This is a genomic window from Vreelandella sulfidaeris, assembly GCF_042429665.1.
Lineage (GTDB): Bacteria > Pseudomonadota > Gammaproteobacteria > Pseudomonadales > Halomonadaceae > Vreelandella.
The window spans coordinates 39,776-64,690 of the sequence record NZ_JBHMAC010000009.1; the positions used below are offsets into that span (position 1 = coordinate 39,776).

The following is a 24,915-nucleotide window of genomic DNA, read 5'->3' on the forward strand; positions in this document are numbered from 1 at the left end:
TCGCCGGCTTTTCAGACAAAGCCTAGTACTCACTGCTCCTTGAGTAAGAGGATCCCGCCTCGTTGTTAGCATCCAACGCTGCATCCGGTGGCAACATAGCTGATTGCACCCCCGCCTCAGACAGTACTCTTTTACCACGCACGGTGAGGTCGGTAATAAACAGAAACTGCTGGCGGGGGTCTACCGGATAGGCGCGTATTCGGTAGTGCGTCCCCCAGGGTTTCTCTTCGGCTATCACAATGATGGGTTGGTCGAACTTGAGATAGGCGCTGGTCAACGCTACGTCGCGCAACGCTTTGCGAACCCAACCAGCCTCATGTTCTGGATGTAGATAAAAGCTAGTCACGCACTGCAGGCTGGTGCCACCATTATTGGCGTTATAGATGGCATGCTCCCAAATCTTCAAATGGGGCACAGCCACTAAATCATCGTCGGGGGTTTGGATATCGACGGTGCGTAAACCCACATGCTTCACCTCGCCATAGGTGCCTTCAATATCGACCCAATCCCCCGGACGATAGGGAAGCTCGATTGCCGATACGACACCGGCAATGAGACTGCTGACGTAGTCCTTCATCGCAAAGCCAATGGCTAAGCCTAATGCCCCCAGCAGGGTCACCATATTCTGAAGCGACGGCTCGATGACAATGGGTACAATAATCGCCAGCGCGGTAATCAAAATTAGCAAGCGCGTCAGTGGTACCAGGGCGAAAATGCGAAAGCGCAGCTGACCATGTAACCGAGTGGCGATCCAGTTAAGCCCCCGTTGACTGAAAATAATCAGCACCACGGCTATCAACAGCACGCTTCCCAGGCTGATCAGCGCTTGACTGTCAAAATCGTTAAACAGTTTCGCGTATTTAGATTTTTCTTCCATGAGTGCCTCCGCAGGCCAGTCACATAAAGCAGGCTAGTTAAAGAGGATCTATTAGATAATTGCGCGATGCTAATAATTGGCGAACACTTGCGTGGCTTAGTGGCGCGACCTGCCACCGCCCGTCATAGCTTGCAACAACCCCTTTGCGTTGCAAGGCTAATCTTGCATTAAGCGCCTCATGGTGCGAGAACGGTAACACCTCCCCCAGGGAATGATCATCCAGCCCCCCGTGAATCAATAGTGCATGCAGCACCAACGTCGCTATATCACCGGTATTGGGAGAGAGCTCTGCTTCAGCATGCGCATCCACCATCCACAATCCCTCGTCGCTGTCAGCCTTTGGCTCACGCAGTCTCTCGCGCCAATAGTGCCAAGCGATGCCCACATGACCACGACAATGAGCGGCCAAGCGCTGTAACTCTTGATAGGGGTTTTTATCCTTCTTATCGGACTTGGGCGCTGACCCGTCGAGCACTTGATTGCCGGTCCGAGTGCTATAAACCCGCGGACGCTCGCCGTTATGGTGTGCAATCGCAGCGAAGTAGCGGGCAAGCTGCTCCCCCTCCATCGACTGCAGTGTAAATATCGGCGCGCCATCGATGCCTATCACCTGCTGAAGATAAGCATAGGTCCAGCTATTACAGCCAATGACACCTCTCCCCAACCGACCGCTTAAGGCACGCTCAAGAAATTCACGTACGCCTTGAATGCCTTGGGTATGGCGTAAAAAGTGGCGCTCAAGAGCAGGGACAGCCCACGTTCGCTGGCTAGCGTAGCGCTCTACCCATTCGGTGCTACCTTCGCCGAGTTCATTAAGCGTAGGGGTTGGCAAAACCGCCGCTTGATGCGCTTTGGCCCAATGACTCACCACCGACGCATGGCCGCCATAAGGTGGTGAAATAAAAAAGGTTACCGGTACGTCTTCATCCACGTCATTGTGCGCATGCGCTAAGGCTTTCGCTGCCAGTGTCCAATCGATGGGAGGGACTAAATGTTCGAGCTTCACTTCCGGCAGCGCTCGTAATTCGCTCTCTGTTTTCACCTGCTGTTCGGTGTCTTTTTTGCCTGCCAACCACGTCGATGCCGAACGCAGCGAACGTCGCCACTGGCTTGCTTCGGTCTGTTCGGGGGTATGAAATTGATCGAGCTCAACGACCCGCCACAACGGCGTATCGTCTGATGATGGCGTTGCCCCCATAAATCATTTCCTATGGCTTACATTAAATATTTACTTTATCACGGGCCGCCTTGCGGCTACCCCCTTAAACGAACTTATGGTCTAAAATAAAGTCTTCATGGATAGTGGATAGTGCACTGAATCGACTATTGTCTTACAGCAAAATTGTTTTATAGCAAACGCTATCGCCAGCGCTAAAGGAGAAAGCGATGAGTGTCGTTCATGTAAGCGAAGAAGAGCTGCACGAAAAGCTTGAAAAGTGTATTGCCGGAGAGCGGCTACTGATTGAGCATGAGGGCAATCGCTTTAGTGCCAGAATCCAGCACGTGGGGCTACTCGGCGTTAAAGTGATCCCGGAAACCGACATAAAGAACAGCCAACGCACGCCGGGCGACGTTGAAGGGGTCACTGTGCCTTACGCTGAAATACTGGAGCTTGAAGTAAAAGGAGTGGTTTATAGCCGCTTGCCAGATTGATGCTGCTTCCTGCACGCCTTGGTCTACAAGGCGTGCAGGTCGCTAACTCACGTCATTCACTCATATCTAGATCCAGTATAAGAACCATTATCACTGGGTAGGCATGAGCCAAGGCTGCTCTTTTCTTTGCTGGCCTCTATACTTAAAACGTCAGGCAAATCTTGCCAAAGTGATTGCCGCCTTCCTGATGGCGAAATGCATCGGCAATGTCAGCAAGCGGGAATTCACGATCAATAACCGGATGCATATCAAGGGTTTCGAGCGCCCGAACCATTTCGATCTGGTGGCGACGGCTTCCCACAATGAGGCCTTTCAAGGTCGCCTGTTTAGCCATCAACTTGGCGGTGGGGATATCGCCTTCACGCCCAGTGAGTATGCCAATAAGCGCGATATGACCGCCAATTTTAATGGCATCGATAGACTGGGGCAGCGTCGCGGGGCCACCTACTTCCACTATGTGGTCGACGCCTTCACCATTGGTTAACTCTTTGACTCGCTTACCCCACTCCGGCGTCTCCTTGTAGTTGATGGTATGCTCAGCGCCCATTTCGCGCAGCCTCGCCAATTTTTCATTGGACGACGACGTCGCAATGACCGTGGCTCCCATCATACGGGCAAACTGCAGGGCAAAAATGGACACCCCACCGGTACCCAAGACCAGCACACGATCACCCGCTTTAATGCCGCCATCAACCACCAATGCACGCCAAGCGGTCAAGCCCGCCGTGGTCAGCGTGGCCGATTCTGCATGGCTATAGCCTTTAGGCTGGTGAGTAAACCACTCGAAGGGACGAATGACCTGCTCACGTGCATAGCCATCCACCCCGTCGCCTGGAGTCGTGCGAAAATCGGCCACCCGAGCGGGGCCTTCAAGCCAGTGAGGGAAAAAGGTCGAAACCACATGATCGCCTACCGCGAACTCACTGACGCCCTCACCGACGGCTTCAACCACCCCGGCACCGTCCGCCATGGGGATACGATGCTCTTCGGTCGGGATCATGCCAGCGGCCACGGCATAGTCATGAAAGTTCAGCGAGCTTGCGTGCAGACGCACGCGAATTTCGCCCGCGCCAGGCTCGCCGGGTTCGTCTACCTGCTGTACCTTGAGGTTGTCTAGCCCGCCTGGCTGCTGCAATGTAATGACTTGCATTGATTACCTCCTATGAAGCAGTGTTTTTTACTAAGTGTATGTGGAAGTAACGTTAGCAGACGATGCTTCTTCTGACACGTCCAGCCCCAAGAAACCGCCCGACTGACGCTGCCACAAACTGGCATAAATACCCTCTTTCGCCAGAAGCTCCTGGTGCGTGCCGGTTTCGACAATGCGCCCTTCGTCCACCACAATCAGTCGGTCGAGCATGGCAATGGTAGAAAGGCGATGGGCAATGGCAATCACCGTCTTGCCTTCCATTAGCGTATCGAGCTGCTCCTGGATCGCCGCTTCCACTTCAGAGTCCAGCGCAGAGGTAGCCTCATCCAACACCAGAATCGGCGCATTCTTGAGCAACACTCTGGCAATCGCGATCCGCTGACGCTGCCCGCCCGACAGCTTCACGCCCCGCTCGCCCACATGTGCTTCCAGGCCCCGGCGTCCTTTTGGGTCGACCAGCTCATTGATAAACGTATCGGCGTGGGCACGACATACTGCGTTCCAGACGTCTTCATCGCTCGCATGCGGACTACCGTAACGGATGTTGTCGCGCAGAGAGCGGTGTAGCAGTGACGTATCCTGGGTCACCATGCCGATCTGGTGACGCAAGGAGGTTTGCGTGACCTCGGCAATGTTTTGCCCATCGATCAGAATCCGCCCACCCTTCACATCGTAAAAACGCAGCAATAGATTGGCCAGTGTCGATTTACCCGCCCCAGAGCGCCCGATCAGGCCAATTTTCTCGCCGGGCGCAATTGTCAGGTTTAAACCATCAAACACGGTTTTACTTTCGCCTTTGGCCTGTTCGTAGCCAAACCGCATGGCGTCAAAGTGAATCTCACCGTGGGGCACTTCCAGCGGTGGTGCGTTTGGTGCATCACGCACGGTGGGGTCGCGGGCGATGGTATTCATGCCGTCCTGAACAGTCCCGATGTTTTCAAACAGCCCCGCCACTTCCCATAAAATCCAATCGGACATAAAGCGAATACGCATGACTAATGCGATGGCGATCGTCAGCACCCCCAGCGAAATAGCTTCCAAATACCAGGCGCTAATCGCCATTGCCGCCGTACCCACCAACAGTGCGGTATTCAGCAACGTGAGTCCCACGCTCATCACCGTGACTAAGCGCATTTGACGATGGACGGTGTCCAAGAACCCCTCCATAGCGTCACGGGCATAACGCTGTTCGCGCTCAGTATCGGCAAATAGCTTGATGGTCTGGATATTGCTGTAGCTATCGACCACACGACCGGTCATTTGCGCCCGTGCATCCGCCTGAGCCATGGAGACATCACGCAGGCGCGGCACGAAAAAGCGCATAATGGCTAAATAACCCACTAGCCATAGCGCCAGCGGGATAAGCAGCAGCATATCCGCCCGCCCCAGCAAAAAAGCGGCACCGGTAAAATAGACAAGCGCATATACCAGCAGCCCCATTACCTTGGTGACGGTTTCACGGATCGCTAGCGCCGTTTGCATCACTTTTTGCGAGACCCGTCCGGCAAACTCATCCTGATAAAAGGCCAGGCTTTGACTCAGCATGTGCCGATGCGATAGCCACCGGCCAATCATGGGGTAATTGCCGAAAATACTTTGATGCGTCACCAGTGACTGGAGCAATACCAAGAGCGGCAGGCCAACCAGCACCAATAGCCCAAGGCCTGAAAGCCATAGACCGTTTTCGTCCCAAAACCCTGCCCGTTCAACGTTGCCCAGCCAATCAACTAGCTGGCCCATGTAGTTGAAAAACACCACTTCAGCGGCCGACACAAGCCCCGTGAAGAGCGTCATCAGCAACAACAACGGCAGCATGGGCCGAGAGAAATGCACAATAAACGGCACCAAGCCTCGGGGTGGCGTTGCAACCTCACCTTCAGGATAGGGATTGATCCGCGTTTCAAAGTAACGAAATAGCGGCTGTAAAACACGCGAGAGCATGTGAGTTTCCTTGCGTTACTGGCATTGGAATGAACGATAGACTAGGCGGCTGGAGAAAGAAGGTTGCTGGAAGAGCCGAAACGATTGGCATCATCAGATCAAGCCGGCGCCCGTCGAACAAGCCAGCGTGCCCAAAAAGGTGCAACCATCATGCGCGTGACCATGCGCTGTAGGTGATGAAAAGCGACGAACACCGGGTCAATGTTGAGCGTCACTGCCAAAATGGCCATTTCACCTATCCCTCCGGGCGAAAGTGCCAGCATCGCCAGTCAGCGATGTTGTCAAGGCTTTACTATAGACTGACGCTCGTCTCGCCATCCTAGCCGTCACATCTGTCCCGCGACTTAATCCCCGTTGCTGCTCCCCTGTTTGTCTACTTCCGGGCTGAATAAACGCCCGGCTGACAAAGGCAGTTAACCTGCTAACGATATAGATTCACGAAGACAAACGCTATCGGGCAACGCTCAATATGGCTGGGGGATCTCGCCATCATCGTCGTCATCGCGCATGCGGGCCTGACGTTCGGCTTCTTCTTCTTTCGCGTCATCGATCACTTCCATCAACTCATCCACGTTAGCAATATGCGTGTCGAAGTCGAAGTGGCCGGTGAGCTTGCTGTCGGGATGTAGCTCGCCAGACTCATACAGCGCCCACATTTCTTTCCCGTAATGGGTGTTAAGCAATTCCGGTGCATAGTGACCAAAGTAAGCCCGCATATTATCGACATCGCGATAAAGCATGGCCGCCGCGCTGTTATTTCCGGCAGCATCCACGGCTTGGGGCAAGTCAATGATGACGGGGCCGTCGGCATCGACCAGCACGTTGAACTCTGACAGATCACCGTGAATCAGGCCGGCGCAAAGCATGCGCACTACGTCTTGAATGACCTTGGCGTGATAGCGTATCGCCTGCTCCTGGGTCAGGGTTACTTCATCAAGGCGCGGCGCCACGTTACCCTCAGCGTCGCTGATCATTTCCATCAGCAGCACGCCATCTACAAAGCCATGGGGTTCAGGCACACGAACCCCGGCCGAGGCTAGTCGATAGAGTGCATCGACTTCCGCGTTGAGCCACGCCTGCTCTTGCTCTTTTTGGCCATAACGGGTTTTTTTAGCCATGGCTCGGGCTCGCCGAGAGTTACGTTCTTTACGCCCTTCCTGATATTGAACGGCCTGTTTAAAACTCCGCTGCTTTGCCTCTTTAAACACCTTCGCGCAACGTACATCTTCGCCGCAGCGCACCACGTAGACCTGAGCTTCCTTACCGCTCATTAGCTGCACCAGCACCTCGTCGATCATTCCATCATCGACCAGGGGCTGTAATCGTTTAGGGATTTTCATGGTTAGCTGCGTCGGCTCCTCTTTACTGACTCTTTTATCATTGCTATCTAAGCTCAATACACATTGGCTCAATAAACGATGACTAAATATACAACGGCTCAATACCGAATACGGCGAACGCGGAAAGTCCGCCCTTTTAATTTATCACGTTCAAGCTTGGCCTGAGCTTGCTGGATCACTCCCCGCTCGACAGCCACATAGGCGCTGCGCGCCAGCACCTTGATCTTGCCGACTTGATCGCCGCGCAGTCCGCCTTCACTGGTCAGCGCACCAAGAATATCGCCAGGGCGCAATTTATCTTTCTTGCCGCCAGCTAATTGCAGCGTCGCCATCAGCGGTTCGAAGGGGATCGCCTCCTTTGAGCTGGGCAAGGGCTCAGTGGCGATTGTCTGTTCCAGCAATCCTTCCAAACGCTCAAGTCGATAGCTCTCTTTGGGCGTTACCAACGTGCAAGCGATGCCACTGGCGCCGGCGCGACCCGTGCGCCCTACCCGATGCACGTGAACATCAAGCTCACGGGCAATTTGATAGTTGAACACGGCATCCAGTTGAGCAATATCCAAGCCGCGAGCAGCAACATCAGTGGCGACCAGAATAGACGCACTCTGGTTGGCAAACAGGATCAGAATGCGGTCGCGATCTTTCTGCTCTAAATCACCATTGAGAGCCAAGGCGCTAAATCCAGCAGCGATTAGCTGCTCCGCTACCCCCGTGGTTTCGCGCTTGGTGTTGCAAAACACCACGCTACTATCTGGCCGATAGACCAATAACAGTTGGCGTAATGCATCAAAGCGCGCCTCTTCATCCTTAATGCTATAAAAATGCTGGCGAATAGTGCTGGCATCGTGAACGTCAGCGATTTTTATCGTTACCGGTTCGCGCATCACGCCGCGGGTCATCTGAGTCAAGCCGCCCGAGGCCTGCTCATCAGGAAACGTTGCGCTAAACAACAGCGTCTGGCGGTCGCTCGGAGTGTCGGCAATAATGTCATCGATGGTTGCCTGAAACCCCATGTCCAGCATACGGTCTGCTTCATCCAATACCAGCATGGAGAGCGAATCCAGGCTGAGCGAGCCCTTACGTAAGTGTTCATCAATACGGCCAGGCGTACCCACCACGATATGGGCGCCGTGTTCTAAAGAGCCGAGCTGAGGACCAAACGGGGCGCCGCCACAGAGCGTCAACACTTTGACATTCGCCATGCCACGCGCCAAACGACGCACCTCTTCCGCGACCTGATCGGCCAGTTCCCGGGTGGGGCAAAGCACCAGCCCCTGAACGGCAAAGCTCTCTACCTTTAGTTGCGCCAGTAGCGCCAACCCAAAGGCTGCCGTTTTGCCTGAGCCAGTTTTCGCCTGCGCCAGCACATCGCGTCCAGCTAGCATGGGTGGCAGGCTCTGCGCCTGTACCGGCGACATTTCATGATAGCCAAGGGACGCTAGATTGCTCAGCAAAGCTTGCGGCAACGCTAACGAGGAGAAAGAGGAATCAGACACGATATTACCTTGCTTGGGCCACAAGTAGGCGGCCTTCGAAAACACAGCGTGCGCCCCTGGAGGGCAAGCGACGCACAAACGTTACGGCACCATACCAGAAAGTGACGTGGCCTGCGCCGCCATCACGTTGCCAGCGGTGCAAAAGTGGCCTGACTCAAGAGCGCTAAATCCTTCGGGGTCAGTTCAATTTCGAGCCCTCGTCGTCCGGCACTGACATAAATACTGGCGAAGTCTTCGGCGGAATGATCGATGAAGGTAGCCAGTCGCCGTTTCTGCCCCAAGGGACTTACGCCACCTAGCACATAGCCGGTAGCGCGCTCCACCTCATCAGGCTGTGCCATGGCGGCTTTCTTCGCCCCGGCGGCCTTGGCGATCTGCTTTAACCCCAACTGATGGGTTACCGGCACAATCCCAACTGCTAATTGTTTACCATCCAATTTGACGACTAAGGTTTTAAATACCTGCCCAGCCGTGACGCCCAGTTTCTCCGCCGCTTCTAACCCATAGGAAGGCGCCGTGGCATCTTGTTCGTACTCATGTAACTGAAAAGCAAATCCTGCATGTTTGGCACTATTAATCGCCGGTGTCATATCGCTCTCTTTGTTAACGACAGTGATGCTGTGAGGGTACTGCGAAACACGTTGCGTGCTATTACGTTAATAGCGCGACAGTCGAAAGAAAGTCAACTGGCGAGAACATTAGGCACGTTATTTGTTAACGCCTGGAAAGCCCATTTGCTTTTGCTAAGCTGAAGCGTTAAGTAACCCAAAGGACGTTAACCGCAAGGAGACCTGCCATGCCAGCCCACTCTAAAGCACAACAAAAAGCCGCCGGTGCAGCGCTTTCTGCCAAGCGGGGCGACACCAAGCCCAGCGAGCTTTATGGCCCCTCTAAACAGATGTATGACTCAATGAGCGAGGGCGAGCTTGAGGATATAGCGGGTACGAAACGCAAAGGCAAGCAACAGAAGAAAGACGATTGATCGTGCCGGTGGCGACGAAACCCGTGATGACTAAACCTGTACTGACAAAACAACATCGCCAGCATATAGCTGGCGATGTTTAAGGCTACTTGGTTGAAGCTATCTTGGTTGAGGCTACTGCTTGCAAGGCACCACTTTACGCAGGGTGTCTTTTGCCCATAGCGCTTGTCCATCGGGCGAACGGCCATGCTCGTTCCAGCGTTCAGCGGTCTCAAGGCAGAATGAGCCAGCGCTTTCAACGACTGAGTCGCGGTTCGCGGGACGCTCTCCACCGATACGCATAACGTCAGGCTTTTCAGTAGTGTAGCTTGGAGCAACGGTAGAGCTTGCACAGCCAGCGACCATAGCGGTCAGCAGCAGTACGGGTAAACAGCGGCGCAATGGCATGTTTTTACAACCCTCAACAAAACAATAGTGGCCGACGCCAATCGTCGGTAGCGCTAAATAGCATTGGCTTTATCACTACGTCAAGTTAATTACTCACGTTGGTAAGCTATCAGCGTTCAGTTGGTTACCAGGGTAAGACTGGTAACGGGGCGAAGATTTAGCCGTTTACAGCGTTTTTCTACACTATCGACAATTTCTTGCGCGTCATTGAACTGCTGCTTGTCGAGTTGGATATCGACCATTAGGAAACTGCCTACCTGGGCCAGCCGAACATCGTCAGACGTGACATCAAAGTCAGCGACATCCTCCACCACGTCACGTCGTACGCTACCGCTTGAGCCACCAAACATCAGTTCACGCAGCGCGCCCCGTACCATGCGGATCGGCATAGGTAAAAAATAACCCGCGATAATCAATACCATCACCGGATCTGCAAACCTTGCGTAGCTGGCCCACGGCGACTTTGTGAGTGCCCAAGTGAGCGCAAAGCCCAGCATGACGGCAGCGCTTAGCCAAGTATCCATCTGCCATTGGCGCAGTTCGGCAGTCAATAGCGAAGAGCGCGCCACACGGGCGTAGCGCGCCAGCCACCACCAGGTCAACAAACAGCCGGTCACGTTAACCACTCCAAACATCAGCGCTAAATCCAGCGTGACGAGTCGCCCACCGTCGAGCAGGCTCCATAGCGCAGACACCAGCGATACGACACATACCATGGCTATCACCACGCCTTTGAGCAGCACAGCAAGCGGTTCCACCGTCAGCCGCCCAAAGGGGTAGTGATCATCAGCTGGCTTTCTTGCCTGCTGCAGTGCAAAAAGTGATAGCGACGCCAGCACCAAACTCAGCAGCGAATAACCGCTGTCAAAAAGTATTGTTATAGAACCACTGGTAAGCCCTAACACAAGCCCGGTGAACGCAAACAGGCTGGCAGAAATAGCTGAAAATCTTAGCGCACGGCGCTCGGCAACAAAGGGGGTCACGCGGATAACTCCATCACATTAGTCTGATTGTGGGCCATAATAGTGAAGAGTTATGACAATAACGAATCGCTCAGCGCCAATTTTCATGGCGCTCATGACATAAGACGAGATGACTATGCGTGCTGAACAGGTGCAGGCCTTTATCGATGTTACCGAACATGGCTCCTTTGCAGCGGCTGCGCGGCATGCTGGCGTCAAGCGAAGCACGCTGAGTGCTGCCGTTAATGCATTGGAGGATAGCCTTGGCGTGGCGTTATTCGAGCGCTCAGGCAACAGCCTAACGCTGACCGCCGTGGGAGATAGCGTACTACCCGATTGCTATCGCCTGTTGACCAGCGTCAGTCGCATCAAAAAGCACTGCCACCAGCATCTACAAGGCGTAGAAAGCCAGTTGGGCATTGCCCGCGATGATGCGTTGCCAGAAGCGTTTTGGCGCCACGTCATGCACGACTTGAAACAGCAATTCCCGCTAACGGCCATCTCGGTTTACCTGGTTCCCCCTCAAGAACATAGCCAGTTTGTTCTGCGTCAAACGGTGGATATTGCCTTTGGTCTTTACACAGCCGAAGGTATCACTACCCACGCCACCAACCTCGCCCCCGTGAGTATGCGCTTGGTGGCCGCGCCCCATCACCCGCTTAGTCGTTTACCCAGCGTCAACCGTGATGACTTAGCCCAATACACCCAGGTGTGCCTGACCCATGTGCAGGACGACAAGCTGGTCAGCGAAGCACTCTTTTCGGGTAATTATTTGGGACTGACGATGTTTGAGGTGATTCGCGACGCAGTGATCAACGCTACCGGCTGGGCATTACTGCCCTACCCGCTGGTCAAAAGTGCCTTGGATGCAGGTAGCTTATGCACGCTAAACCATGACTTGGTACTGGATAGCCACTACTACCGTTACGTGGAAAGCGATAATCGCGGCGTGGTAGCCACCGCATTGTTGAATAAAGTGGCTCACTATTTAGCGACCCTCCACTAGGTCGTGATGGGCACTGACACATCGTTGAAATCTTTTTTGTGGCAAAAAACCCCAAAGCCTCCCACGCTAGTAAAAAGGGCTAAATAAGGAGACGACCGAAAGCGCCACGTGAGAGACACAGGCAAGTGTCATCCAGGCGTCATACGCACCTGCCAGTGTCGAAGTTGCCGTCAACCAAGGAGTGATTCCAACGATGGTACGACTCGATAAGAAAGCCACTCGGCTGTATGTGTTGGACACTAATGTCCTCATTCATGACCCCACCGCGCTCTACCACTTTGATGAGCACGACGTCGTTATCCCCATGACTGTCCTGGAGGAGCTTGATAAACACAAAAATGGTATTCGTGAAATTGCCCGCACGGCTCGCCAAATCAGCCGTACGCTTTCTGATCTTACCAGCCAAGTGACGTTTGATGAGATTCAACGAGGAATTCCGATCCCCCGGCTTAGTGGCGAAACAGGACGCCTGCACTTTTTATGCTACAACGATTTAAAACTGCTTGATGCACTCGACGACAGTCCCGATAACCGTATTCTGGCGGAAACCTGCCGCCTGCGCGAAGAACGACCCGATGCCTCGGTCATCCTGATCACCAAAGATATTAATCTACGGGTTAAAGCGGCCGCCCTGAAAGTACCGGTTGAGGATTACTTCAACGATCGTGCCTTCTCCGACAGCGATGCCATGATTGAAGGGGCTGAGGTATACGCCTCAGCCGGCCATGATGGGGCATCGCTATGGGAAGCGTTAAATGTGGACGTCAGCGTTGAACGCGTAGGACAGCATACGTTCTACCAACTCAACGGCTCAATGCCCCGCCAGTGGCACGTAGGTATGCTGGTCTCGGATAGCGAAAACGGCGCTGAATTCGAGGCGATCGTGCGCGAGCTGGGGCCATCGTCAGCCAGACTTCAGTTGCTCACTAACTACCGCCATCATGCTGGCGTGTGGGGCGTTCATGCCCACGACAGTCGGCAAAATTTCACGTTAAACCTACTGATGGACCCAGACATAGACTTGGTCACCATTGCCGGTAATGCTGGCACAGGCAAGACCTTTATGACCCTGGCAGCGGCCTTTCAACAAACGTTGGATGCCAAGCTGTTTGAGCGAATCGTGTTTACCCGCGCCCCGATCCCGATGGGAGAAGATATTGGTTTTTTACCCGGCACCGAAGAGGAGAAGATGTCACCTTGGATGGGGGCCTTTCACGACAACATGGATAACCTGTTGCGCAACGAAGAGGGAGAATCCAGCTGGGACAACGGTGCTACACGGCAGTTGATAGGGTCACGCGTGCAGATTCGTGCGCCGAGCTTTATGCGTGGACGAACCTTGAATGACACCTTCTTAATCATTGATGAGGCGCAAAACTTTACCCCTAAACAACTTAAATCGCTGGTCACTCGGGCGGGGCGCAATACCAAAATTGTCTGCCTGGGGAACGTGGGTCAGATTGATACGCCCTACCTAACGGCCAATACCTGCGGAATGGCGGCGGTGGTTGAGCGCTTTCGAGACTGGCCCCATGCCGGGCATATCACCCTGAAAAGCGTTGAGCGATCACGCCTGGCGCTGGCGGCGGAAGAGCTACTCTAACCTTGTTGCCTCCCACTACCAGCAAGTGGTGGGAGGCACATCACCAAGCATCACCCACCATCAGCGAGTTCAGGCAAGTGAATTAGTCGTCAGACTTGCTTTCTGTTGGGTCCTGCCACGGTGCGCCAATGGTGTCCGCCGCAAAGGCTTCACGCTCTCCTAACGGCCGCTCCTCCCCGATGGTCGTATCGTTATAAGTTTGACGCTCCATCTCGCAGTTCACTTCGGCACCGAACAGCACAACGAAGGCCGACAGCCAAAACCACAGCATCAGCGCCACTACCGCCCCTAATGATCCGTAGAGTTCACTAAAGGTCGCGAAATAACGCACATAGAGAGAAAGCCCACCAGAGCCAAGTAGCCACATGGCCGTCGCCAGCAGCGTGCCATAACTGAGCCAGTTCCACTGAGCAGAACGCCGATATGGCGCATAGCGGTATAGCAGCGCGATCAGAACGCTCATCAACAGCAGCAGCGCAGGCCATCTCATCCACTGAAGCACTTTATCCAATGGTGGGGCAATCGCCAACGCCTCGACCAGCACCGGCACAATGGCAATGAACCCTAGCGAGACCAGGGTCATAAAAATCAACCCAAAGGTTAATGCCGTTAGTAATAGGGTGCGGTAAAAAAGCTTACGCTGTTCGCTTTCGCCATACACCACGTTAAGCCCCACCACCAGAACCCCTACCCCTTTAGAAGCGATAAACATGGCGATCAACAGTCCGGCCAAAGCGCCTAGGAAGCTACCTGACTTAGCGCCTTCAACTACCTGCTGGGCCTGTTGATCGATTAGGTTGGCAGCATCGGGCGGCATAAAGCGGCTAATTTCATTGAGTTGCTGACCTGCCTCATAGGGATCAAACAACAATCCCCAAAGGGAAATGACCGCCGCAATAGTCGGAAACAGCGCCAGTAATGCATAAAAGGCTACCCCAGCGGCCAGCATCGTAATCCGATGACGCCGCGCAGCTCGTACCACCCGCCACACAATGTCGTGCCAGCCACGTTTGGGAATATCACCGGGAATCTGTGCGTGGCGTCCGCGCGCGCGTTTACCCATGGCGTTTTCCTGTTAAGGCCGTTATTAACAAACGTCTCATTGTTGGCCCTCCCACATAAGTAGTGCCGCAAGCAGTACGGCCAATACCATCATCAAACCACTAGCATGGTGACGCAACCACGTCTCACCAGACAATAGTCGGTTTAAAAGGCCCATTATTCTCTCTTCAGCATGTTGTGCGGTGGCCACACTGGCTGTTTTAAGCTGTCCGCAGCGGTTGGCTGCGTGCTTTATCGGCACTAGTGCAGCGCCTACGATACCCGCATAAAGCCACCAGGCATCACCTGCAGGCGGTGGCTCAGCGTTAAGGGGACGCGTTACCAGCCAGCCCACCATGGTCACTAAAATACCCACCGGCAATGGCCACATAAGACTTAGCCACTCTTTCATCGGCGGCATCTCGATGCTGCCAGCGGGCAGCGGCAACCACAACGGTGTGGTAAGAGCCAACACTATGCCTGCCAGCCATGCGCCCCACTGACAGTGATGACTGCCCCCTTTCTGGCGCTGCTGCCACTGACGCCAAAGGGCTACGCACACCAGCGCCGCCGTCCCTACGGCTGCCCAGCTCAGCAGCTTAATCAGGGTTTCGTAATGTATTTCATGCAGCGGGCTTTTCACTGACCACTTGCTGATCATGCCAGCACCGATAGTACCCGCTAACGAGATTCCCGGCAGTGCCAGCAGCGCCCATACCAACGGAAGCGGCCAGCGGGGTAAATGCTCACTGATGCTGGTGCCCATGAACAGCGTGCCTTTCGCCAGCGCGTGATGGGCGGCAAATAGCACCAGGCCAGGCCATAGCATGGGCCATACCTCTGGCGCTACCAGCCCCATCGCCACCAGCGCTGTCATCATGCCCATCTGGCTAATACTTGAGTAGGCCAAAACGGCTTTAGGATGACGCTGAAAAACCCCATACAGGGCGGCGCCAAAGGCAGCGGCCAAGCCTGCCACCAGCATGATGGTGCCAAACTGAGCCAAGTCACCTGATACCTGCGCATTTCCTAAGGGCAGAATACTTATCCAGCCCAGCAGGCCAGCTTTGATCATGACCCCACTCAGCACGGCACTGGCGGGCGCCGGTGCCACCGGATGCGCCAGTGGCAGCCATACGTGTAAACCAATCACACCGGCTTTTACGCCCAACCCCAAACACAGCAACGCCGCCATCCAGGCGCCTTGCTCAGCGGTCAAAATACTTTCCCGCACGCCTTGCAGCATTAAAGTATTGGCCTCACCGGCCGCCCATAAAAAACCGCCAAGGATCAGCCCTTCACCCACCACCGCCATGATCAGATACACCTTGGCTCCCTGCTGAGCCTCGGCCGTCCCGTTATGCACCACAAAGGCGTAAGCGGCGAAGGTCATCAGCGCAAAGCCTAAATAGAAGCTGGCAATATCCTGGGCAATGATCAACAGCACATTGCCCAGCAAGGTAAGCGGCCAAAACAGCGCCAAACGCAGCAGGCGCCGCTGAGCATCCTGATCACCATCTTGGGCTTTAGCTTGGTCAGCCGCAAAGTAACCGCGGGCATGAAACGCCGCCAAGCTCCAGAGTAGCGCACTAAAGGCCAGCCAAGGACGACTAAGCGAGTTTAACTCCCACTCGCCCCCCAGCATCCATATATCCATGGTCCACTGGGCTTCACCGCCATAAGCCAACAATAATGCTGGCCAAGCAGCGCTTATCCATAACAGAGAGAAATAGCCGTTCCCTTCTCGATGCCCTGCTTGCCGCCCCGCTTGGGGGCGTCGATAAGCGCCCCATACCACACTGCCAGCAATCGCGAGGGGCCAAAGCAGGCTCAGCGCCAATAGCAAGCTCATCATGGCAAATACTCCCCGTTGGCAACGCGGGCTGCCCAGTCCAGAGGGCTAAAGGGTAGTCCGGCAAACAACCCTGCCATCAGGCTGATTATCGCGGTCACCACCATGGGCATAAGCAGCCAGCTATGGGTTTCTAAACGCTTACCCAGGCGTTGCTCATCGGGCCAGTGCCCCTTGCCATGTGAGGGGCCTAAGCGGAACCATAAACGGTGCACAATCGGCAAAAAGTAAATAGCGTTGAGTCCTGTACTAAGCACCAGCACCGCCACCACCCAGTACATGTCGGCCTGTATCGCCCCCACGCCCAGATACCATTTGGTAATAAACCCTGCCACCGGAGGAAGGCCGATCATGCCTAACGCACCAATGGTAAACGCAATGCTGGTTAACGGCATGCGTTTGCCCGCGCCATCCATTTCATCAATACGGTGTATACCGAGCTCTTCCGCATAATTACCCGCGCAGAAAAAGAGCGTCACTTTCATTAGCCCCTGGTGCAGCAGGTGGGCCAGCGCGCCAACCGTTCCAAACGGGCCGAATACACCAATGCCAAGAATGATGTATGAGACTTGGCTGACGGTAGAAAACGCTAGTAGCGGTTTCAGCTCTTGTTGAGCAATCGCTCTCAGCGAGCCATAAATGATGGTCACCGAGGCGGCGACCGCCAGTACGCTAATAACGCCCAGTTCCACGCTGAGTTCGATACCGTAAAGGTCGTAAACGACGCGCAGAATCCCAAAGGCGCCCGCCTTCACCACGGCGACCGCATGCAATAGCGCACTGACCGGCGCTGGCGCCACCATCGCTCGGGGGAGCCAACCGTGTAGCGGGACCATCGCCGCCTTCACCGCCATCCCCCCTACCAGCAGCCCAAAGACGAGTATCAGCAGCACTCGGTGGTCATTGACGTAATCGCCCAGCCCCTCTTCTGAGGAGAAGGACTGATCTCCCGTCAGGCTATAAAGCAGCACCGCACCCAGCAGTATCACCACGCCAGCGCTTAAGGTGTAGCGTAAATAGACGCGCCCCGCATTGAGCGCTTGCTCCGAACCACGGTGAACCACCAGAGGGTACGTGGAGAGCGTCAACATTTCGTAGAAGATCAAAAACGTAAACAGGTTATCGGCAAGCGCAATACCGATCGTGCTCGCGACGCAAAGGCTAAAGAAACCAAAAAAACGCTTCCGGTTGGCAGAGCCTTCCAGGTAGCCGATGGCATACACCGTCGTGCATAGCCACAGCAGTGATGACAGTCCGGCAAACATGACGCCCAGCGCATCGGTGCGCAGTACAAAATCAACGCCACCAATCACCTGAAAGCTAAAGATATCCTCATGGCCGTCGGCTACCCGTCTGAACATGAGCACTACCAGAATAATCTTAAACACCGCAGCCAATAGGTTAATAGTGCTGCGCAGCCGTCTGGCCTCCTCCGGTAGGCAGAAAATAGTGACAGCGACCAGCAGAGAGGTAGCCAACGCGGTAAGCGGTAACCAGGCGGCATTCATGGGCTACCTCCATACATCAGCTCAAGCGGATAATGCGCCAGTAGGCCTAAGGCGAAGGCGATAAGGGCAAGCGTGAGCGCGATAAGATCCATCCCTGGCGCCAGTGGTTGATAACGGTGGCGCGGTGCCGTCTCATCAAAGGAGTAGCGAAACATGCGAAACACATAGGCTGGCGTCAGCAGCGTACCGGTCAGTAGCGCCGCCACCGCCCACCACTGCTGGGTAATGATCATCGCTTCCAGTAACAGCCATTTCGCCGTGAAGCCGGCGCTGGGAGGAAGGCCCATCAAGGTAATGGAGGCAATACCCAGAACTAACAAGGAAAGGGGTAACCGTCGGCTAGTGCCGGCCAAGCCTTTTAAAGTACTCTCGCCGGTGGCCAACATCAGATTTCCCGCAGCCAAAAACATCGCCGCTTTGGCAAAGGCATGGCCCATCAACTGCAACCAAAAACCTTCCCATGCCAAGGCCCGCGGAAAGGGCGCCACATCCGGCCCCAGCAAAAGGGGAAAAGCCACCATCAAGTAGCCTAACTGTGCGACCGTCGATGAGGCGACCAAGGTTTTCAGCGAGTCAGTACGCCACGCCAGCAGACCGCCCCATACAATCGCCAGCAGGCCTAACCAGGCAATTAAGCGAGGCGCATAAAAAGTATCGGGCAGCAGTAGGCTCCAAAGCTGGAGCAAGATAAACAACGAGGCTTTAATGACTAGACCGGCATGCACAGCACTGACCGGTACCCAGGCATTCTCATGGACCGGCGTTAGCCATGCGTGTAGCGGAAATAATGCGGCTTTCAAGGCAAGCCCTGCGCCCATCAACGCCGCAGCGAACCATGCGACCGGTCCTGGTTCGATCACCTCAGCCAGCCCCTGCAGGTCCAACCGGCCCCAGTGACCCAATATCAACGCGATGCCCAGCAAGTAAGTGAGCGACCCCACCAGTGCCAGAAGCAAATAGCGCATTCCCGCCACCAGCGAAGGCACTTTCCCTGACAGCATCAGCATGCCCACCCCTGCCAAGCCCAGCACTTCTAATGCGACATAAAGGGTGAGTAGATCGGTGGCTAACCAAATGAGCGAAAGTGCACTTAGCACCACCCCCATCAGCGGCCATAACCAGCGAGACAGCGGCCCGCTATCGGTCAAGCGTAAATAGCCAGGGGTATAAAGCGCGGCGGCAACGCTAATCCACTGCGCCATCAGCAGTAACAGTACGCTCAACCCGTTTAGGCGAAGCGACAGGTGAAGGTCGGCTATCGACCACTGCCACTGCAGTAAGCCCGCCCCTTCAAAGCTCCATAGCAGCACGCCCCCCGAGGCCAACAGCGGCACACTGGCAAGCAGCACAGGCCAGGCCCGTTTGGGGGGCGCCAGCGCGGCGAGCCCGCCCATCAGCAGCGGCCAGCCAAGCGCTACCACCAGCGCCCAACTCGTCACGGCAAGAGGTTCGAAGGTGCTCTCGAAAAGACCGAAACGCCAGATCATGTGGTGCGCTCTTTAGGGCGGTCGTCTTGACCCAGCGCATCGGCGCCTTCCAAACGTAAAAGCTGTCTGATAAGCAAAGCGCCAAGTATCGAACCAAGACACGCCACGAGTAGTCCCACGCTGATTAACGCCTGGGCAGCTAACGAGGTACCCGCCACCCCCGCCAAGAGCATAAACACCCCCGACCCAAGCAGGTTAAACGCCAGCAAGCGACGTACCAGATGCTGGTGGAGGGCAAAAGCGCCCAAGGCAGTGGCCGTGATAATCACCCCGGCCAGAAGAAGAGGATGCTCGGTCGGTGAATACACCATATCGGCCATCACATAGCGAATAGCGGCGCCGACGAACACAAACCAAGCCAGCGCCAACACCACTCTTATCACCACCCGAGACCAGGGTTCGCGAAAGTGATCGTGTTTTAAAGAGAATTGGGCATCGGCGTAGACGCGACCCAGGGCGTAAAAAAAGCACAGCCCAGTGAGCCCCACCCCCAGCGCTAGCTCCACAACAGCCAACCAGGGGGCTTCGAGTCGCCACCAGGCAAGCGTCATGGCGGCAGCGAAGACTACAAAGACACGACACGCACGCACCATGTGGCGATCAAACAGGCACACTAATGCCGCCATCGTTAGGCACAGCGCAAGTACTACGTCTACCGCATCATGAGAAGCTATCATTCGTTTTCGCTACGTCCTTGCATCGGGCACGAATCGGCGCTGGATGGACTTGCCTTCTAGGTGAGTGTCGAACTGCTCGCTTAGCTTAGGCGAGCAGTTAACCACTTACCAATATCATTGACTTGCTGTGGGCATAGCGCATGCGCCATCGGATATTGGCGATAATTGACGGCGTAACCCATGGCTTTTAAACGATCTGCTCCACTGCGCCCAAGGGTTTCAGGCACGATCGGGTCGAAGCTTCCGTGCTGGACTTCGACGGGAATTTCCCGATTGGCGGGGGCAGGATCAATATTGTCTACCGTTGCAAAGTACGTTGACATGGCCAGCAGACCGCCTAGCGGTGCGGGGAATGTGAGCGCCGCGTGGTAAGCAACAGCGCCACCTTGTGAAAAACCTGCCACAATAATTCGCTGGCTGTCGATCCCTAGGTCAATCTGTTCTTGGATCAATGTTTGGATGCGTGCGGCCGATTTTTTTAGCTGGCTCTCATCAACCCGTCGCCCCAAATCCATGGCTAAAATATCGTACCATGCAGGCATTACCATACCACCGTTAATGGTCACTGGCAGGCGTGGTGCATGGGGCATGATAAAACGCACATGAGTGTGTTTGGGTAGCGCTAATGCCGGTACCAAAGGTTCAAAATCGTGACCATCCGCACCTAAGCCATGAATAATAAAGACACAGGCATCGGCGGGTTGACCATCTTTTGGTTCAATAACCAGTTCGCCAGGAGCAGTCATGAAGTCGTATTCCTTATTCAAAAAGCGTCACCCTAGCGTAAACCTGCGTTAACAGCGAGCGGTGACACGTTTAAAAGAACCACCACACGTTCAAAAAGGCCACACGATAGGAATCAAAAGTAGTGCTATCGCGCCGGTGAGTATATTCAAACCACTTCCTAAACGCAGAAAATCGCTCACTCGATAGCCGCCCGGCCCATAAACCATCATATTGGTTTGATAACCGATGGGCGTTAAAAAACTGGCCGACGCAGCAAACATCACGGCGACGACATAGGGCATCGGACTAACGCCCAGACTTTCCGCCGCGCTCATGACCACCGGAAAAATAATCACTGCCGCTGCGTTATTGGTCACCAGCTCCGTCAATAGCGCGACCACACAGTAAGTACCCACGAGCAATAGCAGTGGGCTTCCCGACACGAAGGTTAAAACCCCGCCCGCCATGGTCTCGGCCGCACCTGAGCTTTGCAGGGCCGCACCTACCCCAAACGATGCGGCGATGGTCAGCAGTACTTGTGTATCCAGCCCCCGCTTGGCCGCGCCTACCGAGCAACATCCCGTCAATAGTGCCAATGCTGCGCCTAGCATGGCGGCATTCAGCATGCTCAGCACCCCTAGCGCCGCGAATAGAACAGCGCCTATGAGTATTCCCCATGCCAAGGGGGCTTTTTCATGCACAGGGCGTGCCGAGCCATTGAGTTCGCTGATAAGTAAAAAATCGCGCGATTGGCGATGCCGCTCAATGAACGGCGGCCGAGCCTCTAGCAATAACACATCGGCGGGCTGAAGTTGCACCTGTCCCAGATTGCCTTTCACGCGCTCGCCGCCTCGACAGATAGCCAGCACTGCGGCGCCATAAAGGGTTCTAAAGTGACCGTCACGAATACGCTGACCAATGAACTGGCACTGATCGGAAACGACCGCTTCGACCAGCCGACGCTCTTTAAACTCTTTTTCAAGACTAGAGGTGGCGTCACGAGAGGGAATCAAACCGCGAATTTGCTGTAGTTCTACCGCCGCATCCGAGGTGCCCGTAAACACCAGTCGATCCCCTCCTTTGAGCTGCTCGCCAGGGCCCACCACGCTGACCACATTGCCTGCGCGCTCAATTTCAACCAGAAACAATTCTTGTAAATGGCGCAGGCCAGCTTCTTCGACACTCTTATCCACCAGGACACCGGTGGGATCAACTTCCATTTCAATAGTGAACTCGCGGGGATTGGCAAACGCACTGGCCACCCCTTTACGGTCAGGCAGCATGCCCGGCCCCAGAATTATCAGGTACGTTAACCCCGCCACCGCCACGGGAATACCCACCCAAGCAAGGTCCAGCAGTCCCATCCCCAGCTCAGGGTAGCGCTCAAGCAACAGGCCATGCACGACCAGGTTCGTGCTGGTACCAAATAACGTAATGGTACCGCCCAATATCGAGGCAAAACTAAGCGGCATGAGTAGCCGTTGGGGCGACAGGCGCAGCCGACGACTCCAACTCATTACGGCAGGAATATAGGTCGCCACTACCGGTGTATTGTTTACAAAAGCGCTAAGCGATGCCACCGGCAAAAGTAGCCGCATTAGCGCCCCTCTTTCTTGCTGGGGACGCCCGAGGACATAGCGAATGATTAAATCGATACCGCCAGTTTCGCGAATGCTCGCCACTAAGACATACATGAAGGCAACAGTGAATAAACCGCTATTGGAAAAGCCCCCAAGCGCCTGCTGTGGGTTAATCACTCCAAAGGTCATTAATAAGATAACCGCGCCCAGCAGGATAATATCCGGCCCCAGGCGTGAAAAAGCCATGAGCGGGAAAATTGTCAGCACTACCCCCACCGCCATCCAAGCATCCAACGACATAACCGCAACATCCTTAATCAATAAGCATCGCGGTATTGTGAAGCCAATCCTATATTCTAAAAAGTTATTTTTAGAAACATTTAAATACCAAAATGGAATATAAAACGCTTAGCGCCTGGAGCCGTTCCCCATTACTTTTTTATGGCAACAAAAAACCCCGCACATGGCGGGGTTTTCCGATCAATCGCCGCTAAGCAGCGATTGCTAGCATCAATGCGTAGAGATTAGTCTACAACTTTGATGTTAGAAGCCTGAAGGCCTTTTTTACCCTGAGTGACGTCGAAGGAAACCTTCTGGCCGTCTTGCAGAGTTTTGAAGCCGTCTGCCTGAATTTCTGAGAAATGCGCGAACAGGTCGTCGCCATTGTCGTCAGGAGAAATGAAGCCGAAGCCTTTAGTGTCGTTAAACCACTTAACGGTACCAGTTGCCATGATCGAAATCCTCGATAAAGCTAATTAAAACCGGGAAATACCCGAATTACAGTGGGTAGAACAAGAAACTTTCACCAGATTTAACGCATGAGGCGCTTCTATACTGCTGACAACGTTCGACTTGCTAACCAACTGACGCTATTTTGCGCTTAACCCCCTCGCTCGTCAATACCGTGTCTTATGTGACCACACAGGCAGGACGTTCATTGCCCTGCCAAGATCCACGCAGCGGCTTTCTCCGCAATCATTAGCGTGGGTGAGTTGGTATTGCCGCTGGTGATGGTCGGCATGACGCTGGCGTCGGCCACGCGCAACCCACGAACCCCGCGTACTCTAAGATGGGCGTCGACCACCGCCATTGGATCATCTTCACGCCCCATGCGCGCCGTGCCTACGGGATGAAAAATGGTGGTGCCGATATCTCCCGCCAGCCGGGCCAGTTCATCATCGCTTTGATACTCCACGCCAGGCTTTACCTCTTCCGGCGCATACTTGGCAAAGGCTGGCTGTTCGGCAATACGTCGGGTGATGCGCAGAGAGTCCGCGGCTACCTTGCGATCCTCAGGCGTGCTCAAATAGTTAGGAGAAATAGCGGGCGCCTGACGCGGATCACTACTTTTTAACCGCACCGAGCCACGGCTGGTAGGGTTTAGGTTACACACACTGGCGGTAATGGCTGGATACGGATGCAATGGCTGACCAAAGGCTTCAAGGCTTAGCGGCTGCACATGATACTGAATATTGGCATGCGGATGATCCGCGTCGCTGCGAGTAAAAGCACCTAGCTGCGAAGGCGCCATGCTCATCGGCCCGGAGCGCTTGAACAAGTACTCCAACCCTATTCCGGCTTTCCCCCACAACGTACTGACCATCGCATTCAGCGTGTTGCCATTGGTGATTTTATAGATTGAGCGAATCTGTAGATGATCCTGAAGGTTCTCACCCACCCCAGGCAGATCATGTACCACGTCAACACCATGCTCACTCAACAGTTTGCTCGGCCCAACACCGGAAAGCTGAAGCAAATGAGGAGTGCCGATAGCCCCCGCACATAACACCACTTCCCTGCTGGCCTCAACGCGCAGGGCTTTACCATTACGCTCGACCTCGACACCGGTACAACGCAACGAGCCTGATTGAGAATCAACGCCTTGTTTTTCAAAGCAGAGCCGATTCACCTGGGTAGAGTGCCATAACGTGACGTTGCCCCGCTTGAGCGCAGGGCGCAAAAACGCCTTAGCGGTATTCCAGCGCCAGCCCGAGCGTTGGTTTACTTCAAAGTAGGCCACCCCCTCGTTTGAACCGCGATTGAAATCGTCGGTCCGCGGAATGCCCGCCTCTACCGCAGCCTCGGCAAAGTCGTCCAGCACCGCCCATTTGAGCCGCTGTTTTTCGATCCGCCACTCCCCACCATGACCATGGAAATCACCGTGCTTGGCATCCGCGTCGCCGCCTTCATCCAAGCGATAGTGATCTTCGTGTTTGATAAAATCGGGTAAACACTGCTCCCAACTCCACGCCTTATCGCCCGTTACCTCGGCCCAATGGTTGTAGTCACGTGCCTGCCCGCGCATGTAGATCATGCCATTGATACTGGAACAGCCGCCCAAGGTTTTTCCACGTGGATATATCAACGAACGGCCATTGAGCCCCTTGTCGGGCTCGGTACGAAACAGCCAGTCGGTCCTGGGGTTATTGATGCAGTAGAGATAACCCACGGGGATATGAATCCAGTGGTAGTTATCGCGGCCACCCGCCTCTATCAGCAATACACGGTGATGTGGGTTAGCGCTTAACCGATTGGCCAACAGGCACCCAGCGGTGCCTGCGCCGATCACGATATAATCAAATTCCAAGGAGGCTGAAGAGGCTGATGTTTTTTGTGATTGTTGTGTCTGTTGTTTAGCCATGGTCGC

General features: G+C 54.7%; 22 protein-coding genes and 1 pseudogene. 4 read left to right on the top strand and 19 right to left on the bottom strand.

The features are described 5' to 3' along the window. Positions 1-22: 22 nt before the first annotated feature. Together ACFFLD_RS04285 and ACFFLD_RS04290 are read right to left on the bottom strand one after the other, a co-directional pair. Positions 23-877 (bottom strand): mechanosensitive ion channel family protein, encoded by an 855-nt coding sequence (locus ACFFLD_RS04285; RefSeq protein WP_386037065.1) that lies wholly within the window; start codon positions 875-877, stop codon positions 23-25. Positions 878-914: 37 nt separating this feature from the next. Then, on the bottom strand, positions 915-2,075 hold the full coding sequence (locus tag ACFFLD_RS04290; protein ID WP_386037068.1) for a hypothetical protein: 1,161 nt from the start codon (positions 2,073-2,075) through the stop codon (positions 915-917). Positions 2,076-2,263: 188 nt separating this feature from the next. On the opposite strand from ACFFLD_RS04290, the gene ACFFLD_RS04295 reads away from it, so the two are divergent. Beyond that, on the top strand, positions 2,264-2,530 hold the full coding sequence (locus tag ACFFLD_RS04295) for a hypothetical protein (protein WP_386037071.1): 267 nt from the start codon (positions 2,264-2,266) through the stop codon (positions 2,528-2,530). Positions 2,531-2,672: 142 nt separating this feature from the next. Here the strand turns inward: ACFFLD_RS04295 and ACFFLD_RS04300 are convergent, their stop codons facing one another. The 6 genes and pseudogenes from ACFFLD_RS04300 to ybaK all read right to left on the bottom strand — a co-directional run bounded on the left by ACFFLD_RS04300 (position 2,673) and on the right by ybaK (position 9,047). Beyond that, entirely contained in the window at positions 2,673-3,680 is a 1,008-nt protein-coding gene (locus tag ACFFLD_RS04300) for a zinc-dependent alcohol dehydrogenase family protein (protein ID WP_386037073.1), read from the bottom strand. 30 nt (positions 3,681-3,710) lie between these two features. Beyond that, the gene (locus ACFFLD_RS04305) at positions 3,711-5,621 is read right to left on the bottom strand and encodes an ABC transporter ATP-binding protein (protein ID WP_386037076.1); all 1,911 of its coding nucleotides are present in this window, start codon (positions 5,619-5,621) and stop codon (positions 3,711-3,713) included. Positions 5,622-5,719: 98 nt separating this feature from the next. Beyond that, a pseudogene (locus tag ACFFLD_RS04310) lies at positions 5,720-5,890 on the bottom strand (AbrB family transcriptional regulator); the annotation flags it as partial. 195 nt (positions 5,891-6,085) lie between these two features. Then, positions 6,086-6,961: a PA4780 family RIO1-like protein kinase gene (locus tag ACFFLD_RS04315; RefSeq protein WP_386037079.1), complete on the bottom strand. Its 876-nt coding sequence runs from the start codon at positions 6,959-6,961 to the stop codon at positions 6,086-6,088. A gap of 98 nt (positions 6,962-7,059) precedes the next feature. Further along, a complete protein-coding gene (gene dbpA / locus ACFFLD_RS04320) occupies positions 7,060-8,457 on the bottom strand; it encodes an ATP-dependent RNA helicase DbpA (protein ID WP_386037082.1) in 1,398 nt (465 codons plus the stop codon). A 122-nt stretch (positions 8,458-8,579) separates the two neighbouring features. Beyond that, entirely contained in the window at positions 8,580-9,047 is a 468-nt protein-coding gene (ybaK, locus tag ACFFLD_RS04325) for a Cys-tRNA(Pro) deacylase (RefSeq protein ID WP_386037085.1), read from the bottom strand. A gap of 206 nt (positions 9,048-9,253) precedes the next feature. On the opposite strand from ybaK, the gene ACFFLD_RS04330 reads away from it, so the two are divergent. After that, on the top strand, positions 9,254-9,439 hold the full coding sequence (locus tag ACFFLD_RS04330; protein WP_386037088.1) for a DUF3008 family protein: 186 nt from the start codon (positions 9,254-9,256) through the stop codon (positions 9,437-9,439). 114 nt (positions 9,440-9,553) lie between these two features. On the opposite strand, the gene ACFFLD_RS04335 is transcribed toward ACFFLD_RS04330, so the two are convergent. Together ACFFLD_RS04335 and ACFFLD_RS04340 are read right to left on the bottom strand one after the other, a co-directional pair. After that, entirely contained in the window at positions 9,554-9,826 is a 273-nt protein-coding gene (locus tag ACFFLD_RS04335; RefSeq protein WP_386037091.1) for a hypothetical protein, read from the bottom strand. Between the two features lie 116 nt (positions 9,827-9,942). Next, complete coding sequence (locus ACFFLD_RS04340; protein WP_386037094.1) at positions 9,943-10,809, bottom strand: cation diffusion facilitator family transporter; 867 nt, start codon at positions 10,807-10,809, stop codon at positions 9,943-9,945. A 115-nt stretch (positions 10,810-10,924) separates the two neighbouring features. On the opposite strand from ACFFLD_RS04340, the gene ACFFLD_RS04345 reads away from it, so the two are divergent. Beyond that, positions 10,925-11,794 carry a LysR family transcriptional regulator gene (locus tag ACFFLD_RS04345; RefSeq protein ID WP_386037097.1) on the top strand — a complete coding sequence of 290 codons (870 nt, stop codon included), beginning with the start codon at positions 10,925-10,927 and terminating at the stop codon, positions 11,792-11,794. A 193-nt stretch (positions 11,795-11,987) separates the two neighbouring features. Continuing rightward, positions 11,988-13,397, top strand: coding sequence for a PhoH family protein (locus ACFFLD_RS04350; protein WP_386037100.1), 1,410 nt, complete (start codon positions 11,988-11,990; stop codon positions 13,395-13,397). Between the two features lie 82 nt (positions 13,398-13,479). On the opposite strand, the gene ACFFLD_RS04355 is transcribed toward ACFFLD_RS04350, so the two are convergent. From ACFFLD_RS04355 to ACFFLD_RS04395, 9 genes are all read right to left on the bottom strand, one after another. Continuing rightward, positions 13,480-14,460: a YihY/virulence factor BrkB family protein gene (locus ACFFLD_RS04355; protein WP_386037103.1), complete on the bottom strand. Its 981-nt coding sequence runs from the start codon at positions 14,458-14,460 to the stop codon at positions 13,480-13,482. A gap of 36 nt (positions 14,461-14,496) precedes the next feature. Then, a complete protein-coding gene (locus ACFFLD_RS04360; RefSeq protein ID WP_386037106.1) occupies positions 14,497-16,293 on the bottom strand; it encodes a complex I subunit 5 family protein in 1,797 nt (598 codons plus the stop codon). Beyond that, positions 16,290-17,798 (bottom strand): complex I subunit 5 family protein, encoded by a 1,509-nt coding sequence (locus ACFFLD_RS04365; RefSeq protein WP_386037109.1) that lies wholly within the window; start codon positions 17,796-17,798, stop codon positions 16,290-16,292. Before ACFFLD_RS04365 ends, ACFFLD_RS04360 begins: the two co-directional genes overlap by 4 nt. Then, on the bottom strand, positions 17,795-19,285 hold the full coding sequence (locus tag ACFFLD_RS04370) for a complex I subunit 5 family protein (protein WP_386037112.1): 1,491 nt from the start codon (positions 19,283-19,285) through the stop codon (positions 17,795-17,797). Before ACFFLD_RS04370 ends, ACFFLD_RS04365 begins: the two co-directional genes overlap by 4 nt. Beyond that, positions 19,282-19,962 carry a hydrogenase subunit MbhD domain-containing protein gene (locus tag ACFFLD_RS04375; protein ID WP_386037115.1) on the bottom strand — a complete coding sequence of 227 codons (681 nt, stop codon included), beginning with the start codon at positions 19,960-19,962 and terminating at the stop codon, positions 19,282-19,284. Before ACFFLD_RS04375 ends, ACFFLD_RS04370 begins: the two co-directional genes overlap by 4 nt. 80 nt (positions 19,963-20,042) lie before the next feature. Further along, complete coding sequence (locus tag ACFFLD_RS04380) at positions 20,043-20,708, bottom strand: alpha/beta hydrolase (RefSeq protein ID WP_386037118.1); 666 nt, start codon at positions 20,706-20,708, stop codon at positions 20,043-20,045. A gap of 90 nt (positions 20,709-20,798) precedes the next feature. Further along, positions 20,799-22,568: an SLC13 family permease gene (locus ACFFLD_RS04385; RefSeq protein ID WP_386037121.1), complete on the bottom strand. Its 1,770-nt coding sequence runs from the start codon at positions 22,566-22,568 to the stop codon at positions 20,799-20,801. 224 nt (positions 22,569-22,792) lie between these two features. Next, positions 22,793-22,999 (bottom strand): cold-shock protein, encoded by a 207-nt coding sequence (locus ACFFLD_RS04390; RefSeq protein ID WP_066448238.1) that lies wholly within the window; start codon positions 22,997-22,999, stop codon positions 22,793-22,795. Positions 23,000-23,202: 203 nt separating this feature from the next. Then, positions 23,203-24,909 carry a GMC family oxidoreductase gene (locus ACFFLD_RS04395; protein ID WP_386037125.1) on the bottom strand — a complete coding sequence of 569 codons (1,707 nt, stop codon included), beginning with the start codon at positions 24,907-24,909 and terminating at the stop codon, positions 23,203-23,205. Positions 24,910-24,915 lie beyond the last annotated feature (6 nt).

What these genes read in the sequence shown, in the direction of transcription:
- ybaK (WP_386037085.1), bottom strand. Translation starts at nt 9,047, where the DNA reads ATGACACCGGCGATTAATAGTGCCAAACATGCAGGATTTGCTTTTCAG.
- ACFFLD_RS04390 (WP_066448238.1), bottom strand. Translation starts at nt 22,999, where the DNA reads ATGGCAACTGGTACCGTTAAGTGGTTTAACGACACTAAAGGCTTCGGC.
- ACFFLD_RS04315 (WP_386037079.1), bottom strand. Translation starts at nt 6,961, where the DNA reads ATGAAAATCCCTAAACGATTACAGCCCCTGGTCGATGATGGAATGATC.
- ACFFLD_RS04290 (WP_386037068.1), bottom strand. Translation starts at nt 2,075, where the DNA reads ATGGGGGCAACGCCATCATCAGACGATACGCCGTTGTGGCGGGTCGTT.
- ACFFLD_RS04330 (WP_386037088.1), top strand. Translation starts at nt 9,254, where the DNA reads ATGCCAGCCCACTCTAAAGCACAACAAAAAGCCGCCGGTGCAGCGCTT.
- ACFFLD_RS04365 (WP_386037109.1), bottom strand. Translation starts at nt 17,798, where the DNA reads ATGAATGCCGCCTGGTTACCGCTTACCGCGTTGGCTACCTCTCTGCTG.
- ACFFLD_RS04375 (WP_386037115.1), bottom strand. Translation starts at nt 19,962, where the DNA reads ATGATAGCTTCTCATGATGCGGTAGACGTAGTACTTGCGCTGTGCCTA.
- ACFFLD_RS04335 (WP_386037091.1), bottom strand. Translation starts at nt 9,826, where the DNA reads ATGCCATTGCGCCGCTGTTTACCCGTACTGCTGCTGACCGCTATGGTC.
- ACFFLD_RS04300 (WP_386037073.1), bottom strand. Translation starts at nt 3,680, where the DNA reads ATGCAAGTCATTACATTGCAGCAGCCAGGCGGGCTAGACAACCTCAAG.
- ACFFLD_RS04360 (WP_386037106.1), bottom strand. Translation starts at nt 16,293, where the DNA reads ATGATGAGCTTGCTATTGGCGCTGAGCCTGCTTTGGCCCCTCGCGATT.
- ACFFLD_RS04385 (WP_386037121.1), bottom strand. Translation starts at nt 22,568, where the DNA reads ATGTCGTTGGATGCTTGGATGGCGGTGGGGGTAGTGCTGACAATTTTC.
- ACFFLD_RS04350 (WP_386037100.1), top strand. Translation starts at nt 11,988, where the DNA reads ATGGTACGACTCGATAAGAAAGCCACTCGGCTGTATGTGTTGGACACT.
- ACFFLD_RS04305 (WP_386037076.1), bottom strand. Translation starts at nt 5,621, where the DNA reads ATGCTCTCGCGTGTTTTACAGCCGCTATTTCGTTACTTTGAAACGCGG.
- ACFFLD_RS04370 (WP_386037112.1), bottom strand. Translation starts at nt 19,285, where the DNA reads ATGATCTGGCGTTTCGGTCTTTTCGAGAGCACCTTCGAACCTCTTGCC.
- ACFFLD_RS04355 (WP_386037103.1), bottom strand. Translation starts at nt 14,460, where the DNA reads ATGGGTAAACGCGCGCGCGGACGCCACGCACAGATTCCCGGTGATATT.
- ACFFLD_RS04395 (WP_386037125.1), bottom strand. Translation starts at nt 24,909, where the DNA reads ATGGCTAAACAACAGACACAACAATCACAAAAAACATCAGCCTCTTCA.
- ACFFLD_RS04285 (WP_386037065.1), bottom strand. Translation starts at nt 877, where the DNA reads ATGGAAGAAAAATCTAAATACGCGAAACTGTTTAACGATTTTGACAGT.
- ACFFLD_RS04380 (WP_386037118.1), bottom strand. Translation starts at nt 20,708, where the DNA reads ATGACTGCTCCTGGCGAACTGGTTATTGAACCAAAAGATGGTCAACCC.
- ACFFLD_RS04295 (WP_386037071.1), top strand. Translation starts at nt 2,264, where the DNA reads ATGAGTGTCGTTCATGTAAGCGAAGAAGAGCTGCACGAAAAGCTTGAA.
- ACFFLD_RS04345 (WP_386037097.1), top strand. Translation starts at nt 10,925, where the DNA reads ATGCGTGCTGAACAGGTGCAGGCCTTTATCGATGTTACCGAACATGGC.